This is a genomic window from Helicobacter pametensis ATCC 51478, from assembly GCF_000518225.1.
GTDB lineage: Bacteria > Campylobacterota > Campylobacteria > Campylobacterales > Helicobacteraceae > Helicobacter_G > Helicobacter_G pametensis.
Genome location: NZ_KI912401.1, coordinates 408,782 through 424,177, shown reverse-complemented (window position 1 = coordinate 424,177; position 15,396 = coordinate 408,782). Strand labels below are relative to the sequence as shown.

18 protein-coding genes are annotated in these 15,396 nt (G+C 36.0%); all 18 read right to left on the bottom strand.

Translation table 11 applies throughout. The annotated features are described in order from the left end of the window. Positions 1 to 5: 5 nt before the first annotated feature. The 18 genes from T391_RS0106740 to T391_RS0106650 are packed head-to-tail and all read right to left on the bottom strand — an operon-like array spanning position 6 to position 15,362. Entirely contained in the window at positions 6 to 692 is a 687-nt protein-coding gene (locus tag T391_RS0106740; protein ID WP_027327688.1) for a GNAT family N-acetyltransferase, read from the bottom strand. A gap of 9 nt (positions 693 to 701) precedes the next feature. Further along, entirely contained in the window at positions 702 to 1,994 is a 1,293-nt protein-coding gene (locus tag T391_RS0106735) for a glutamate-1-semialdehyde 2,1-aminomutase (RefSeq protein WP_027327687.1), read from the bottom strand. A gap of 2 nt (positions 1,995 to 1,996) precedes the next feature. Then, positions 1,997 to 2,719 carry an acylneuraminate cytidylyltransferase family protein gene (locus tag T391_RS0106730; RefSeq protein WP_027327686.1) on the bottom strand — a complete coding sequence of 241 codons (723 nt, stop codon included), beginning with the start codon at positions 2,717 to 2,719 and terminating at the stop codon, positions 1,997 to 1,999. Positions 2,720 to 2,721: 2 nt separating this feature from the next. Further along, positions 2,722 to 3,765 (bottom strand): nucleotidyltransferase family protein, encoded by a 1,044-nt coding sequence (locus tag T391_RS0106725; RefSeq protein WP_027327685.1) that lies wholly within the window; start codon positions 3,763 to 3,765, stop codon positions 2,722 to 2,724. Positions 3,766 to 3,818: 53 nt separating this feature from the next. Further along, a complete protein-coding gene (neuC, locus tag T391_RS0106720) occupies positions 3,819 to 5,015 on the bottom strand; it encodes a UDP-N-acetylglucosamine 2-epimerase (protein WP_034584266.1) in 1,197 nt (398 codons plus the stop codon). Continuing rightward, positions 4,978 to 6,852: a UDP-N-acetylglucosamine 2-epimerase gene (gene neuC, locus T391_RS08720; RefSeq protein WP_233709546.1), complete on the bottom strand. Its 1,875-nt coding sequence runs from the start codon at positions 6,850 to 6,852 to the stop codon at positions 4,978 to 4,980. The genes neuC (T391_RS0106720) and neuC (T391_RS08720) overlap by 38 nt, the downstream gene beginning before the upstream one ends. Next, positions 6,852 to 7,634 carry a GNAT family protein gene (locus tag T391_RS0106705; protein ID WP_027327683.1) on the bottom strand — a complete coding sequence of 261 codons (783 nt, stop codon included), beginning with the start codon at positions 7,632 to 7,634 and terminating at the stop codon, positions 6,852 to 6,854. The genes neuC (T391_RS08720) and T391_RS0106705 overlap by 1 nt, the downstream gene beginning before the upstream one ends. After that, positions 7,631 to 8,635, bottom strand: coding sequence for an N-acetylneuraminate synthase (neuB, locus tag T391_RS0106700; RefSeq protein WP_027327682.1), 1,005 nt, complete (start codon positions 8,633 to 8,635; stop codon positions 7,631 to 7,633). Before neuB ends, T391_RS0106705 begins: the two co-directional genes overlap by 4 nt. A gap of 23 nt (positions 8,636 to 8,658) precedes the next feature. Beyond that, positions 8,659 to 9,246 (bottom strand): FkbM family methyltransferase, encoded by a 588-nt coding sequence (locus T391_RS08540; RefSeq protein ID WP_169728203.1) that lies wholly within the window; start codon positions 9,244 to 9,246, stop codon positions 8,659 to 8,661. After that, positions 9,215 to 9,760 (bottom strand): hypothetical protein, encoded by a 546-nt coding sequence (locus T391_RS0106690; protein ID WP_027327680.1) that lies wholly within the window; start codon positions 9,758 to 9,760, stop codon positions 9,215 to 9,217. The genes T391_RS08540 and T391_RS0106690 overlap by 32 nt, the downstream gene beginning before the upstream one ends. Then, positions 9,754 to 10,338, bottom strand: a complete 585-nt coding sequence (locus T391_RS0106685) for an LbetaH domain-containing protein (RefSeq protein ID WP_027327679.1) — start codon at positions 10,336 to 10,338, stop codon at positions 9,754 to 9,756. Before T391_RS0106685 ends, T391_RS0106690 begins: the two co-directional genes overlap by 7 nt. Beyond that, the gene (locus T391_RS0106680) at positions 10,335 to 10,970 is read right to left on the bottom strand and encodes an acyltransferase (RefSeq protein ID WP_244874353.1); all 636 of its coding nucleotides are present in this window, start codon (positions 10,968 to 10,970) and stop codon (positions 10,335 to 10,337) included. Before T391_RS0106680 ends, T391_RS0106685 begins: the two co-directional genes overlap by 4 nt. Beyond that, positions 10,971 to 11,741, bottom strand: coding sequence for an SDR family NAD(P)-dependent oxidoreductase (locus T391_RS0106675; protein ID WP_034584056.1), 771 nt, complete (start codon positions 11,739 to 11,741; stop codon positions 10,971 to 10,973). After that, complete coding sequence (locus T391_RS0106670; protein ID WP_027327676.1) at positions 11,741 to 11,968, bottom strand: acyl carrier protein; 228 nt, start codon at positions 11,966 to 11,968, stop codon at positions 11,741 to 11,743. Before T391_RS0106670 ends, T391_RS0106675 begins: the two co-directional genes overlap by 1 nt. After that, positions 11,965 to 13,017: a 3-oxoacyl-ACP synthase gene (locus tag T391_RS0106665; RefSeq protein WP_027327675.1), complete on the bottom strand. Its 1,053-nt coding sequence runs from the start codon at positions 13,015 to 13,017 to the stop codon at positions 11,965 to 11,967. Before T391_RS0106665 ends, T391_RS0106670 begins: the two co-directional genes overlap by 4 nt. After that, a complete protein-coding gene (locus T391_RS0106660) occupies positions 13,014 to 14,348 on the bottom strand; it encodes a class I adenylate-forming enzyme family protein (protein ID WP_027327674.1) in 1,335 nt (444 codons plus the stop codon). The genes T391_RS0106665 and T391_RS0106660 overlap by 4 nt, the downstream gene beginning before the upstream one ends. Further along, entirely contained in the window at positions 14,341 to 15,069 is a 729-nt protein-coding gene (locus tag T391_RS0106655) for an SDR family NAD(P)-dependent oxidoreductase (protein WP_034584053.1), read from the bottom strand. The genes T391_RS0106660 and T391_RS0106655 overlap by 8 nt, the downstream gene beginning before the upstream one ends. Further along, positions 15,066 to 15,362, bottom strand: a complete 297-nt coding sequence (locus tag T391_RS0106650; protein ID WP_027327672.1) for a hypothetical protein — start codon at positions 15,360 to 15,362, stop codon at positions 15,066 to 15,068. The genes T391_RS0106655 and T391_RS0106650 overlap by 4 nt, the downstream gene beginning before the upstream one ends. Positions 15,363 to 15,396: the final 34 nt, after the last annotated feature.

Sequence of the window (15,396 nt, the reverse complement as noted above, 5' to 3'; positions counted from 1 at the left end):
GTCTCCTATGATTGAAAAATTTCTTCGTAGTAATGTTCGTGTTCTTTGAAAAAATCTTGCAATTCTTTATGGATGGGTTTCTTGGGAAGTTTTTTGAGGCGTTCAAGCATTTGTTTTTGACTATCCCATAGCTGACCACCGCGATGAGCGATGATTTTTTGATAATCTTCATAATGGGCTGCGATTCTGATGACATCAACGACTTCTATCCCCTTAACAAATGCATTTTTTAAAATCCCCTCTAGGCGATATCCGACTAAACTCATACGATGTGACCATGGAATCAGTTTGATGTGTTGAGCAGCTTCAATTCTTTTTAATCCCATTTTGATAAAGGCATGCTCCGTAATCCTAGCAACAGCTTCAAGAGCTTCAAGTGGGTTTTCTCTAAATATAGTTTTAAAAACAATACCTAATCCACCATAACTTTTTTGATAGTTAATGTGAGATATAGTCGCCGTACCAATAACTTCTTGCTTTTTGTCTTGAATCATTAAAATTAAACGCTCGTTGCATTCTCTTTTAAAAAAATCAATTTGTTTTTCTTTTGTATTTGGAAAAACCCCATGTTCCAAAAACATTGTGGTATGGGGATGATTAAACCATGTATACCAATCTGATCTTTCTGCAAATTCCAATGTGGGAATGCACAAATCAATCGTTTCCCCTTCAATAAAAATATCAAGCTCCATTTTTTTCCTTTAATTGTATTTCCTAAAGACTGGTTTTATGATTTTGCTATGCAGATAAGAACTGATTCCATTTTGTATTGCTTTTTTATAAACCTCAAGACTTTTTGAAATGGCATCAAGTGTTGTTTGAAATTCTTCTTCACCATGAGAATATGACATGCAAATGCAAGGAAACATCACATTGTGCTTAATCATTTCTTGTAAGAATAGGGTTTTGAATTTAAGGCTATTGTTTCCTTGAGAATCAAATGTAAGAAAATAAGGCTGACAATCTATTCCATCTACAACAAAATTTTTTTCAAGTCCCAAATCTTTCGCAATTTGATTGATATCATGCTTGAGTCGCGTTCCATATTTCCAACAATAATCAACAACATTTTCTCGTTTTAAAATTTCATATGTTTTTATAAAAGCTCCAAGTGGTCCCATCTCTGCACCATGTGTTGTTGAGAGGAGAAAGACTCTTTCCTCACCCTCGAATTCTATACTTCCTAGCTGCATAATCTCGCGTTTGCCCGCGACTGCTGCAACAGAAAAGCCATTTGCCATAGCTTTTCCAAAGGTGCATAGATCTGGTGTGACTCCATAATAGTGTTGGGCTCCTTTAAGATGCCAGCGAAATCCCGTAATCATTTCATCAAGTATCATGACCGCACCATTTTTTGTGCATAAATCCCTAACATGATGCAGAAAATGATCTTTTGGATGTTCAGTGCTTGCTGGCTCTAAAATAACACAAGCTATTTGGTTAGGATATCGATCAAATAACTCTTCTAGAGAAGAAATATCGTTGTAATGGAAAATCAGAGTATCATCTTGAATGTTTTTGGGGATTCCTCTTGTGAGAACGGTACTTCCAATAAACCAGTCATCATAGCTGAAAAACGGGTGCTCCAAACATCTTGCAATTAGTGTCCTTCCAGTGTAGGCTCTTGAGAGTTTTACTGCTGCGCTCGTGGCTGTAGAGCCATTTTTTGTAAATTTGACCATATCAACAGAATCAATTGCATCAATCAGGGTTTCCGCAGCTTCTAGTTCGACAAGGGATGGGCGAGTTAGGTTGTCACCATATTGGATTTGCTGGATTGCTGCCTGATTGACTTCGGGATTTGAATATCCCAAACATACTGCGCGTAGAGCCATACCATAATCAAGATACTCATTTTCATGGGGATCATAGACATAAGCCCCCATTCCTCGTTTAAGAATTTGTGGAGCATTATCAGGATATTGATCAAACCCTCTAGAGTAAGTGTGTGCACCACCAGGAATCGCTTTAAGCAGTCTTTCTTGATATGTCATTTTTACTCCTTGATAATGTATTTTTTCATCATAGCTTCAATCATCAAAAAATCATCCTCATCATCAACTTCTAAGCTTTTCCATTTTGGGACAACATATCCCATTGTATTTTTGTGATAGAAATTTTGATGTTGTAAAAGTGAGTTGGTTTCGCTGACATAGATTGTTCCATCAAAAAAATAAAAATCCTCAATATCTTGTCTTCGTATAGGAGTAAAACTTTTGTTGATGTATCCCTCTATGAGTTGGGAGTGATTTGTTAATCTAACTAAAAAAGCGGGATTTTGAGATTCGCTTTTGCAAACACTGACGAGAGAGCTTGCTTTTTGATTTGATATGAGCGTTATGATCGCATTGTCAATATCTTCTGTTTCTCTGAGTGGACTTGTTGGTTCAAGCAAAACAATATAATCAAATATTTGATTGAGCTCATTTTGGTAAAAATCAATAGTGTGTTTGATACTATCAAAAGTGGTGCTTGTATCTAAACTTAGTTCTTTTGGACGAAGGAATGGAGCTTCTGCCCCATATGATTTCGCAATGTCTGCATATTCTTGAGAATCTGTCGATACGACAACTCTGTCAATATACTTTGAACCTAGACCAGCCTTGATTGACCATGCCATCAATGGATGCCCGCACAGATCCTTGATGTTTTTATCGGGTAACCCTTTGCTGCCACTTCTTGCAGGAATAATGGCTAAAAAACTTTTGTTTTGATACACCTCTACTCCTCTATTTCGCTATTTGCTCTATCGTATTCTTCTTTGCGTCCTATATCGATCCAGTAATCCTCGATAAGATAAGAAAGGGTATTGTAACCTTTTTTTGCAAGTAGACTTTCAAAGAGTGTGGGCATATCGTAAAATTGATATGGCGGGATCAATGGCAGGATCTTTGGACTAAATATATAGACCCCTGCGCTAACATTAAAAGAAAGTTGAGGTTTTTCTTCTATGGAAATAATTTGATTTTGTTTTGTTGTTACTACGCCATATGGGATTTGAGTTGTATATTTTCGTATGCCCATTGTTGCGTCTGAGTGATGGTTTCTATGAAAATTAAGCATTTTTGTAAAATCAATATCTGTGAGAATATCTCCATTCATAACAATAAAGTCTTCTGCGAGATTGGGAATAAGGCTAAGTGCCCCAGCTGTTCCCATTCTTTTTTCTTCTTTGATGTAGGTAATATTTAGACCATATTTTGTTCCATCTTGAAAATATTCTTCAATGATGTGTGATTTGTAATTGACACAGAGATAAATATTTTTGAACCCCTGCTGACAAAATCTTTCTAGGATGATTTGAAGGATAGGCCTGTTTCCAACTTTGAGCATAGGCTTGGGCAATGTATCTGTCAATGGACGGAGTCGAGTACCCAAACCTCCTGCCATAATAACAACTGGATTGGAATAAAATGTAGGTTTGATCAAGGAGGATATAGATACAATTTCTTGAATTTCACCACGATCATCTGTGAGTGGAATCTCGTGAATATTGTGTTGACTTGCCAGAAGCAATAATTCATTCTTTGGTGTATGAATATTTGCAATAATTGGAGATCGATTGATGATGGGGGCGATATTATCCTCTAGTCTTAATCCTTTGAGCAATCCCTTTCTGATATCAGGATCTGTAATGATTCCGACAAATTTATTATTCTGATCTTTGACGATGAGCAATCGTAATCCATCATGTGATCCAAATAGACGAATAGCACTCGCAATAGTGCTATTGATTGAGATTGTAATCTTTTGAATATCTTGCAAAATTCAGTTCCTGCTTTTAAGATAAGAGAGATTCTATCTTGAAAAATAGAAAATTAAAATTTTATATCCCAAAACTCTTTCTTAAGTATTCCCTCAAGTTTGATGTTTTTAAGAATCTCTTTTGTCTCTTTTGCACTTCCTCCTTCACCGTAAGGATTGATAGTATTGGGGAGACTTGCTTGAAATGTTGTAGAAAAAAGCTTGTCAAATGCTCTTAGAATATCTATTTGATTTGGTAAGCAGTCAATGACACTTGAGGCTTTGATTCTACCCTTTTGTCTATCCCCGATATTGATTGTCCCAATCTTAAAGGCTGGTGCTTCTGCAAGTCCACTAGAGCTATTGCCTACAACTGCACTGACATATTGCATCGTGCTTAAATATCGTAATTGTCCCATAGAAGTGAAACTAATTGTATGGGGATGTTTGGATACAAATTCATCAATCATTTGATTAATAATTCTTCCATCTGTATCAGAATTTGCTTTGGTAAAAATCATCCCTACCTTCTTGTCTTTTGCAAATCTTTTCAATGCTTTTAAGAGTTCTGTGAATTGCTGCTGTGCTGTGGAATTCTCAAGTGTAACAGGATGAAAAGTGATAAGAAAATTATGGTCTTGAAATTCAAAATTAAGCTCTTTCTGTAGTTTTTCTTTTGAGAGTAGGGGGAGAGATTTAATATTGTCAATTCCAAATCCACCGACATTAAAAACCCTAGAAGGATGTTCGCCAAGTTGAATGATACGGTTGCGATATTCCTCGGTGCTAGTAAAGTGCAAGATGCTCATTTTGGTTATAGAATGTCTTATGGCCTCATCGAATGCTCCCTCAGTTCTTTCACCACCAGCGATATGTGCTACAGGGATTCTGCATATCATTGCACTTGCGACACAAGCAAAGATCTCATAGCGATCACCAAGTACTACAACAATATCTGGAGAGAGTTCAGTATATGCATCAGCAATAAGAATCTGTGCCAATCCCATGCTTTTGCATAGTGATGTAGGAGTATCAGCACTTAGTAAAATTTCTATTTTTTTATCAATTCTAAATTCTTTTTCAATCTCTTGATAGGTTAATCCAAACTCTGGACTTAAATGCATCCCCGTAGCGATGAGTTGTAGTTTGAGATCGGGATCAGAATTGATTTCTCTTGCAAGTGGTTCTAAAAGCCCCCATTCAGCACGAGTTCCTGTGATAATGCAGATTTTTTTACCATTTTTCTTTGAGAAGCATGAAGCTTTCTGCATATTTTGGAGAGTTTTGTTCACCTAATCCCCCCCCCCCATATGCATTATTTGAAATATCTCCCATTGTGCTTCCTCTATAAAGTGCTAGAGCTTTGATATTTTCGATCGATCTGGGGAAGGGTGGAGGGGCGATCTCGCTTTTGTAGATTTGCATAATCTCACATTTTTTTTCGATAAATTCTGTGATATCTACAAATACATTGGGGATAAAGCTTGTATGCGAAAGATTTGGGGCGAACTCGGTTTCACTTAGTGTTTCCATCATCAAGACTCGTTGGACACTGGGGTATCGAAATGATTTTGTACAAGAGAAAGCAGCTTCAAAGATGCAGCGATGATCACTGTGGACATCATGGCAAAAAGGGAGATAGACTATATTGGGCTGGATTTCTTGGAAAATTTTAGAGAATCTTTTGATCAATTCACTTTTGCTGTATTCATCTACTCGCATCGTCTTTAGTCCCAAGCGATGAGTGGATGTGAAGCCATAGGCTTGAGACATTTGAATGATTTCTTGTTCTCTTGTAGAAATGGTTTCTTGTGAAAATCCTTCTTCTTCTAAGATATCTGTGCAAAATACGCAATGCACATCATCACCCTGTGCAATATGTCTAAGAATAGTCCCACCCGCTCCCAATGTTTCATCATCGGGGTGAGTAGAGATAATAAGAACTTGTTGTTTTGGTTTAATATACGGATCTTCTTTTTTGGCAAGGAGGGGTTTTGGATTTAGTTGTTTAATAATATTAAAAGCTTTTTGTGCAGAATTGCCTGATCCGTAACAATTTGTAATTTTTTTTATCGAATCAAGAAAGTTTGAAGAGCAAGCAGTTTGAATTGCAGAGAGAATTTCTTGCATGCTTGTTCCACAAAAAATAACATTTCTGTTTGCTTGTCTACCGAGTTGACGCATTCCTACATTTATTGCAGGAATCGGAATAGATGCAGATTCGCAAATACCAGAACTACTATTGCCAATAATAAATAATGAATTTTTGTAGATTGATAAAAATATATTACGATCTAGGTTTTTGTAGAAGAAAAAAGATTTGCAATCATGTTGATATTGCGCGATTATCGAAAGTAGTTTGTGACTACCGTAGTCCGTATTGGGACTGCTTACAAAAGTGAAGATTTTTTTTTGTTTTAAGGCACAAAGTATGTTCTTGAAGATGTTGTCTATATCTTGAATTTCGCTTGTTATAGGATGGAAGATAAGAAGTGCAAATTTGTCATGGATTGGGACATTAAGTAGACTAAAAATTTTATTTTTAGAAAAGGGATTAAAATGAATAAAGTTATCTAGGGAGATATTCCCAATTACATGGATTCTTTGAGCATTTTCACCCATAGCAATTAAGCGATTTTTGTGTTCTTTTAGTGAAACAAAGCAAAAGGTAGAAAGCTTAGATGTTGCATGACGAATAGGATTATCTACATAACCATCGATTCCGTGATCTCCAGCATAAAAGTGAATCGTTGGTATGTTTAAGTAAGCACCAATCATCGCGTATATAAGAACATCTTCTCTGTCTCCAGCGTAAATAAGAAAATCTGGATGAAAATCATTGATAATGTCTACAATCTCAAGCAAGAGTCTTGCTGAACTTTTTATGCGTGATGTATTTTTTTGTATATCGTGTAGTGTATTGACTTTTGCAAGTATATTGATACCATCTTTTTCAATTTCAGAAATACTATTCCCATATTGATCCGAAATATGTGCTCCACTTACAACTATTCTAAAATCAATACTGTTGTCTTTAGTCATCATTCTATATAATGAACTCATAATGTCGTAATCAGACCGAATTGAACTAAAACCAATAATTTTCATTAGAAAATATCCGACATTAAAAGCTCAAGATGAAATTTTTTATTTGAATTGTCTTGAAGGTTTTTGTAGGCAAATGGGTAATCAAATTTTTTATATTGAGAAAAAATAGGTGATTGTGTCAGAAAATTAATTTGATTATTGCGAAATGGAGACAGCGATAATTTTGATCTTATGGTTAGTAAATCAATTTCTCGTGTCTGAAAATATTTATAAATATTAAGTTGATCTTTTTTGTAAAAGGTATTTGGTTTGGAGAGTCTCCATTTTAGAAATTCGTTATCAATCTTTAGTTTACATGTCTGATCCTCGGTAGAAAAAATTTCTTGTGAATAATCATTTATAATATCTGCTGAGCATTGTGCAATATATGTTTGTTTAATGTGCCAATCTAAAATTTTTTCATGAATAATCGCAGATTTGAGATTGGGAAAACCGATAATAATATCAAACCCCTTGCTTTGTGCATAATGATATGATTGTATGGCTAAGTCAAAAAAAGTATTATTTTTCCGCGCATGTGGTGCCACCATTGTAGTGATTGAGAGGAGAACTTTGTATTTTGTTGTTTTTATAGGAATAAAAGCATAATGACCAACGAGTTCTTGATTTAGAAAAGCAAGATTTACCAAAGCATTGCCTAATGGATTCTTGAGATAGGCCCATTCCCATAGTGAAGATTTAAATTTAAAACCAAAACACTGAAAAAAGAGTTGAAAAATCTCTTGTTGAAAATTGATGAGTTCACTTGACGTATCAATATGTAGTATTTCAATTTTTTTCACAACTCAATACACTCATCTTCTGCAAAATTCTTTTTTGCAACCTTACCTATGACATTATCCCATTCCATCGGTGATAATCCATTGGCTGGACGCTTGACATAGAGATTGTCTTCGCTGAAAATTTCTCCTGCTTTGATGGGTTTATTGGCTACAATCGATTTTCTAGCGATAGGTTTATTTTTCTTTTCACTTTCACTTTCTCGTTTGATTCCATTTCCGAGTGCATTCTCGATCTCGCGGATACATTTCACCATTTCTTTGAGCTCATGCGGTTCTAAACTTGCTTTGTGATCTGGACCCTCCATAGTTTTATCAAGTGTGAAATGCTTCTCAATGACTTGCGCTCCCATAGCCACAGCTGCGATTGGGATGTGAATCCCTTCTGTATGATCAGAGTAGCCTACAGGTAGATGGAAAGCATTGGCAATTGTTTGCATGGCCTTAAGATTGACATCCTTCATCGGAGTGGGGTATTCGGTATTGCAATGTAAGATGGTGATGTTTTCTCGCTTTGTTCCAGCTTGAGTGAGGATTGAAATAGCTGTTTCTATTTCTCCAAGGTTTGACATGCCCGTGGATAGAATCACTTGTTTCTTTAGTTTTCCGATCATCCTAAGATAGGGGAGGTTGGTGATCTCACCACTAGGGATTTTGAAAATCTGCATACCGAGACTATCTAGGAGTCTGATACTCTCAAAATCAAATGGGGTAGAGAGAAATTCGATACCTATTTTTTGACAGTGAGAGATCAGTACTGGCCAATCACTGTCTTGAAGTGCGAGTTTTTTGACCATTTCTAGTTGACTTTCTATTTTGTCTCCAGTATTTTCAATCTGATATTGTGCTTTTGGTGCAAACTTACTGATGACATTTTCTGGTTTTCCTGTTTGGAATTTCACAATATCTGCACCAGAATCTTTTGCAACCTCGATTAGTTTCTTGGCCAATCCAATATCTCCATTGTGATTAACCCCAGCCTCAGCAATAATTAATATAGACATTCTAAAGCCTTATTCTTAGTAGATCAATACGCATATAATACAGTATCCTCTGGAATTTGCTGATGATTTCTGATAAAGATCTTGTAGTCTGGGTGTAGAGATTTGATGTATTGAGGTATAGTGATTAGATCTTCTTTTCTGTGATAGATACAAATAGCAAGTTTGGGTTTATATTTTTGGATAGTTTGCTTTGCTCCCCTTAGGGCTTCTAGTTCGCTACCTTCGATATCCATTTTGATGAAAGTGATGGGTTGATTTTCTATTTTTAAGAGACTATCTATGGCTTCTACCTGAATTTGTAATTTTCCCTTTTTATTAAAATTAGAGCAACCACTGTCCTGAATATCAAAAGAAAGGGTATCTGATCGTGATGACACACCCTTTTGAAAAGGAGTGATATTGAGATTTTGGGTGTTTTTGATCAATTTTTGATAGCTGATCTGATCAGGCTCAAATGCATAGATTTTTCTATATGTCTTGCAATATTGAGCAAATTTCAATGCTGTATCTCCAGTAAACGCACCGCAGTCTATCATGATCTCAGAATCTCCAAATGCAAAAATTGAGTTTAAATATGCCTCACCCCCCCCCCCCTTGGTAGAATTTTTCATATGTATTTGCCAATGCCTCATAGTTGTTGAAAATTTTGCCTTGCAGATAGGCACTCATCGATTCTTTTGACTCGACATCTTCAAGCATATTGTAAGTCTGGATAAAATCATTATAGTTTCCTAAAAAGTATTCAAGAGAGATTTGATCTAGCACTGACTCAGAAAAACTATCAAAGAGAAAAATATTTTGAAAATTAAATTTTTGTAATTCTTGATAGGCGATTTTCCATTTGGAGATACCAATAATGATGCTGACATCTCTCGGAATAAAATAATCTTCTATAGCAAAGACTGGTTTATCCATATAAGTTGAAGTTTTGATGAATGCTTGATTGGCAATAAAGCCATCGATCACGATGCCTTGATTTTCTAGATATTTAGCATTGATGGATCCTAGTGACATATCACCTAAACCACCAAAAATATAAATAGGTTTCTTTCTTTGAATCATCTCGTGAATCTGATCTTGCATACTTGGGATGGGTGATGTTTGTAAAATAATCTGCTTTAGCATAAAAACTCTTTCTCCAGTTTTAGGATTTGTTGATGATCAATATCATATATTTTTTTTGCAGGATTGCCAAAGTAATAACTCCATTCTTGTAGTTTTCTGCCCATATTGAGACTCATAGGACCAAGACATGCACCTTGAGCAAAAAAACTTCCTGGAAGAATTAGGCTATGACTTCCAATGTGGCAATGCTTGGTCAAAACAACAGATTTTTCAATGATATTTCTAAAACTTTGTGGGACACATGGACCCACAAGGTATCCATTGACAAAATCATCACTTGTGGCAAAAATTTTTGATTGCGAACTCATTCCACAAAAATCTCCAATAGTCACTCCAGCTTTTCCACCAGTAATCGATGCAAATGCTCCTATATGCACGAAATTTCCAATGTCAATTCTTCCACTTAAAATCACAAAATCATCTATCCTGACATTATTCCCAATAGAAATATTTGAAGCTCCATAAACTCTTGCCAATCTTGAGAGCAAAACATTGTCTCCTACAGATGCAAACCCCATACTCTGTAGTTCTTGAGGAGAATAAAAACCATCATTGTATTGAGATTGCATCAAATTCATGAAGCAAATCTTGAAAAGTTTAGTTTATCCCCCCCCCCCTGAAGGTTTTTAAAGTTTTTAAGAAATTGCTTTTCCAGCTGAAGAAGATTTTTTTTTCTTTCTTTAATTCTTTTTGCTGGAGTGCCAAAATAAACTCCCCATGTATTGGTTTTTCTGATAACCAGACTCATTGCTCCAATTGCAACGCCTTCTGCAAGATAGGCATTTGGGAGTATAGTTGATCCTGATCCAACGATGCAATGTTTCTCTAGAATAATATGATATTTGTGGATATCTTTGTATGATAGTGGGATACAGGGATTAGTCATCGTTTCCCCGCTATAATCGTCGCTAATTGCCAATACTTTGACATGATTGCTAAGACTGCAAAAATCTTTGATGGTTACTCCAATATCGGATCCAGTAATCGATGCAAATGCTCCTATATGCACGAAATTTCCAATGTCAATTCTTCCACTTAAAATCACAAAATCATCTATCCTGACATTATTCCCAATAGAAATATTTGAAGCTCCATAAACTCTTGCCAATCTTGAGAGCAAAACATTGTCTCCTACAGATGCAAACCCCATACTCTGTAGTTCTTGAGGAGAATAAAAACCATCATTGTATTGAGATTGCATCAAATTCATCTATAAACTCGCTCCACCATCGATCACAATATTTTGTCCAGTAATCCACATCGAATCTTTAGAAAGCAGGAAGCAAACTAGTGGAGTAATTTGTTCGATATGCCCGATTCCTAGGGGATATTCTTTTGTGATATTGGTGATATATTCTTCATCATATACCTGACTCCACTCTTGGATCATTTCTGTCATGACAAATCCAGGGGAGATAGCATTGATTCTGTAAGAAAGGGGAGCGATTTCAAGGGCAATGGATCGTATCGCTGTGTTGATAGCACCTTTTGTCGCTGAATAATTGCACAATCCTTTCTGGGCTTTTACGCTTGAATTGGAGCTCAATATGACAAAACTAGCGTTTTTTGTACTCTTTGCTCTTCGATCAACGAGACCTTTGATGACTTGTAGATTTCCAAAATAGTTAGTTTTAAAAAGTGATATGGCCGATTCCACAGACAGCACCGATGAAATCGGTGCTATCTGCTGGTATCCAGCAGATAGCACCGCTCCATCGCAGCAGCCATATTGTTTGACAAGATCGATAGTCCATCTGTCTAGCCCATCAATCTCAGAAAGATCTCTTGAGATGGGATGAAATCGCTCGGGGAATTTGGATGATTCTTGTTTTTGTAGAAGTTTTTCTTCATTTCTTGCGATTGCTAAAATTTCGGCACCCATACTATTGAGGGAGAGAGCAATGTGTGCCCCCATTCCACTACTTGCTCCAGTGATCAAAAAGCGCTTATTTTGAAAATAAGAATCTTGAAAGCAAAACATTAGGATAATTCTGATTCGATGATTTGAATAAGGTCTTGAATGGTTTGGCAATCTCGAAGTTGATTGCCCGTGACTTTGAGGTTGAACAATGTGTCATATAGGCTAATCATAGAGACGATCGCTAGACTATCCCATTCTTCTAAGCTATCTAGTCTCATTGAGGGTGCAAGCTCTTCATCTCTTTGTAGGGCATCTTGAATATGTGTTAAAAATTCTTGTTGCGTCATTTATGTGCTCCTTGATTTAGTAAAAAAGGTTCCAAAATCATTGCATGATTTTTGAGTGTTGTCAAGCATGTTGCCCAGCTCAAACCAACGCCAAAACCACTTAGAATAAGTTGTAAGTCAGCTTCTAATTTTGTGTTCCAAAAATAATCACAAATTGCCAAGGGAATAGAGGCAGAACTAGTGTTGCCATATTTTGCGATACTTTGTGTTGGAGATTTGTCTAGTGTCAATCCCAATCTTCGAGTGATGTTGGAAATGATATAAGCATTGGCTTGATGGAAGAAAATATAATCAATTTCTGAGATTTCCTTTTGAGCGAATTGAAGAATTTCATGGATTGCTTTGGGTTCCTTATCAATTGAAAAATTGAAAACTTCTGCACCATCCATATAAAGATGCCGACTGTCATGAGGGGTTTTTTGAAAACCACAATGGATGCCAAAAGCACTATTTGGTAAGACAATATTTTCCCATCCTTTTCCATCGGAATGAAGTGAAAAAAAACTCGACCCTTTTTCTTTGGATACTAGCGTTGCACTTCCTGCGTCTCCAAAAATGGGAGCTGTATTGCTATCTTTTGGATCTACGACTTTGCTGAGTGTATCTCCAGCACATATAAGGACATGTTGAGCTCCACTTTCGATCAAACTTGATGCCAAAAATAAAGCATAAACAAAGCCACTACAACCTTGGTTAAGATCAAAACATGCACATTCTTGCGTTAAATTTAATTTGCCATGCAGAAGATGAGCATTGTTTGGTTGTAAAAAATTAGGTGTTTGTGTAACAAAAACGATCGCATCTATGAGTGAAGAATCTAATTTTGTGGATTCTAAAACTTTTTGTGAAGCTTGAAAACAGAGATCAAGAGTTGTTGTCATCTGATTGGCAACATACCTTGCATTTAAACCAATAGTTTTTTGGATGCGTTGCATTTTTTTTGTATCACCCTTGTAGAGTGTGTCAACTTGATCTTCGAGCTTAATGAGATTTTCAGGCACACAACATGCGATAGCTTGAATACTTGAGTGATGAAAGAGAGTTTTCATTTCTGTAATTTTCTCTTTTTCTTAAATCTCTCACTTGCTTGAAGGCTTTCTTTGCAAATTACTTTTGAAGGAATTTTGTAATTTTCAATTTTTCCTTTACAAAATTGTCTAATGATTTGCTTGATTTTATCTTTTTGAATTTTGTTTTCATCAATAACAACTTCACAACTGACACTTTGTCCAGTAATGGCATTTTTTTCTCCATAAACCAAGCAATCAAGCACACCATCAATTTGCAAAACCAATCCCTCAACTTCCTGAGGTAGAACTTTTTCTCCGCCTATATTGATGAGCTCTTTTGCTCGTCCAATGATTCTGATATATTCCTCTCCATTGATTATTTTGCTTTCTACCAAATCCCCAGTTTTGAAATATCCATCTACAAAACACTCCATACTCGCATTGAGATATCCTAAGACTTGTGTTTTTGATTTGATCCATAGTTCTCCATCGACGATCTTGTATTCTATGTTTGGATCAGAGATTTTCATGTATAGAGATTTTGAGTTTTCGCTTTGAGTATGCATGATACCGACTTCGCTTGTCCCAAAGGTTTGTAGAAATTTTGTTTTTGGAAAGGTTTCACGGAGGTTTTTCAGAAGTGCTTCTGGCATAGGCTCGGTCCCATAGCTAATTACCCTAAGAGATGTGAGATCATATTGGTGGGTGATCTTGTTGAGCAGCATGAGATTGAGAAATGTTGGAGATGCAGGTAAGACAGAAATACTATATTTTTCAATAAGAGAAGCAATATGGTGAATATCTTTTCTGCTTTCTGGGATAACTGCTGTTTGACCAGTGGAGAAAATATTGAGCATTGTATTGATTCCGCCAATATGATCAAACATGAGAAATAAAAGCACATAAAGTTGCTTGGGTTTTTTCTCATCAAATTGAGCCACTAGATTATCAAGATTGTGAAGCATTGCTTTGGGTTTGCCAGTGCTTCCACTACTAAAAAGAATCAATCCAGCATGATCACCAAGAGAAAGTGAGTATTGCTTAGAATGAGTACGGGATTGAAGTGATGAGAGAGTTTGATCAAAAATATATTCTGCTCCAGATTCGTTGAGCTTTTCTTCTTGTTCTTGATGTGTAAGAATCGGAATAATTGTGTGTTTATTTTGATATAACGCAAAGAAAAATGCAATATTGTCAAAGCTATAATCTCCCAAAATTGCTACTTTGCTATAAGCAGGGATCGTCTTGATAAGATTTGAGTATTGAGAGATTTGATCAGCTAACTGTCGATAGGTATAGGTTGTATCGCGATGAACGAGCGCTATTCTTGTGGAAAAACTTTCAATTTTTTCAATCAAGCGATTAGCCATTGATCCCTCCAAGATAGATGACTTGTCCACTTATAAAGTCACTTCTCTCATCAATAAAAAATTCAATAACATTTAGACAATCTTTAAATTCTCCAAATCTTTTAATAGCCTGTCTTTGAAGTAGTGCATCTAGTTTTGCTTTTGGTACACTCTTTATGAGGTCTGTGGGGACTGGTGTTGGACCTATTGCATTGACTGTGATGCCAAACTCTGCAAGCTCAAAGCTTGCTACCTGAGTGAGATTTACAATTGCTGCTTTGGAACTTGCATAAATCGCTTCACCTTCGAGTCGTAGAGGTGTAGCAACTGTAGCAAAATTTATGATACGAAAGTGCGGCGTTTCTCCTTTTGCTTTGAGTTTTCTTGAAGCTTGACTCATGATTTTCCCAACTTCACGCATAAATAAAAAAGTCCCAAAGACATTGGTGGAGAAAATATTATTCATGGTTTTGTATGGTGTAAGTAATAAATGATTCATTGATGCAATGCCTGCATTATTTAGCAATACATCGATTTGTCCAAATTCTTTTTTGATGGCTTTGACCATATTGATCACATCACTTTCGTGATTCACATCAAGTTGAAAATGTCTGTAATTATTGTGGTGAATGCTACTTTCTCCTCGCGAGCAACCACAAACGATATGACCTTGATTGAGGAAATGAAGCGAGAGTTCTTTGCCGATACCTTTTCTAGTCCCAGTGATTAGAAAAACTTTCATTGATTTTCCTGTAGAAGGTCTTGAATGTATTGTGTAAGAGTTTTGACATCTTTAAATGGTGAATTTCTCGAACTCATTGCTTTTTCATCAGCAAGTGTAATATTTATTTCAAATTGTTTTTCAATCATTTCTTCAATATCTGTGATAAAACTTACAAGAGCCAAAGAGTCCAAATTCCCTTCTGATCCATAAATTTTTGTCTCTATGGTTGGATGAGCTAATTCTTCGTTTTCGAGCTCATCAGAAAGGTTTTTAAGTGCCTGAAAAATAACATCTTGAATCTGTGTTTGCATCTCTTCTCCTAATAGCTAAGATAAAAGTTGAAAT

Excerpts from the sequence above, each read along its gene's own strand:
- T391_RS0106740 (WP_027327688.1), bottom strand. The coding sequence starts at position 692 with ATGGAGCTTGATATTTTTATTGAAGGGGAAACGATTGATTTGTGCATT.
- T391_RS0106735 (WP_027327687.1), bottom strand. The coding sequence starts at position 1,994 with ATGACATATCAAGAAAGACTGCTTAAAGCGATTCCTGGTGGTGCACAC.
- neuC (WP_034584266.1), bottom strand. The coding sequence starts at position 5,015 with ATGCAGAAAGCTTCATGCTTCTCAAAGAAAAATGGTAAAAAAATCTGC.
- neuC (WP_233709546.1), bottom strand. The coding sequence starts at position 6,852 with ATGAAAATTATTGGTTTTAGTTCAATTCGGTCTGATTACGACATTATG.
- neuB (WP_027327682.1), bottom strand. The coding sequence starts at position 8,635 with ATGTCTATATTAATTATTGCTGAGGCTGGGGTTAATCACAATGGAGAT.
- T391_RS08540 (WP_169728203.1), bottom strand. The coding sequence starts at position 9,246 with ATGAAAAATTCTACCAAGGGGGGGGGGGGTGAGGCATATTTAAACTCA.
- T391_RS0106690 (WP_027327680.1), bottom strand. The coding sequence starts at position 9,760 with ATGCTAAAGCAGATTATTTTACAAACATCACCCATCCCAAGTATGCAA.
- T391_RS0106685 (WP_027327679.1), bottom strand. The coding sequence starts at position 10,338 with ATGAATTTGATGCAATCTCAATACAATGATGGTTTTTATTCTCCTCAA.
- T391_RS0106680 (WP_244874353.1), bottom strand. The coding sequence starts at position 10,970 with ATGAATTTGATGCAATCTCAATACAATGATGGTTTTTATTCTCCTCAA.
- T391_RS0106675 (WP_034584056.1), bottom strand. The coding sequence starts at position 11,741 with ATGTTTTGCTTTCAAGATTCTTATTTTCAAAATAAGCGCTTTTTGATC.
- T391_RS0106670 (WP_027327676.1), bottom strand. The coding sequence starts at position 11,968 with ATGACGCAACAAGAATTTTTAACACATATTCAAGATGCCCTACAAAGA.
- T391_RS0106665 (WP_027327675.1), bottom strand. The coding sequence starts at position 13,017 with ATGAAAACTCTCTTTCATCACTCAAGTATTCAAGCTATCGCATGTTGT.
- T391_RS0106660 (WP_027327674.1), bottom strand. The coding sequence starts at position 14,348 with ATGGCTAATCGCTTGATTGAAAAAATTGAAAGTTTTTCCACAAGAATA.
- T391_RS0106655 (WP_034584053.1), bottom strand. The coding sequence starts at position 15,069 with ATGAAAGTTTTTCTAATCACTGGGACTAGAAAAGGTATCGGCAAAGAA.
- T391_RS0106650 (WP_027327672.1), bottom strand. The coding sequence starts at position 15,362 with ATGCAAACACAGATTCAAGATGTTATTTTTCAGGCACTTAAAAACCTT.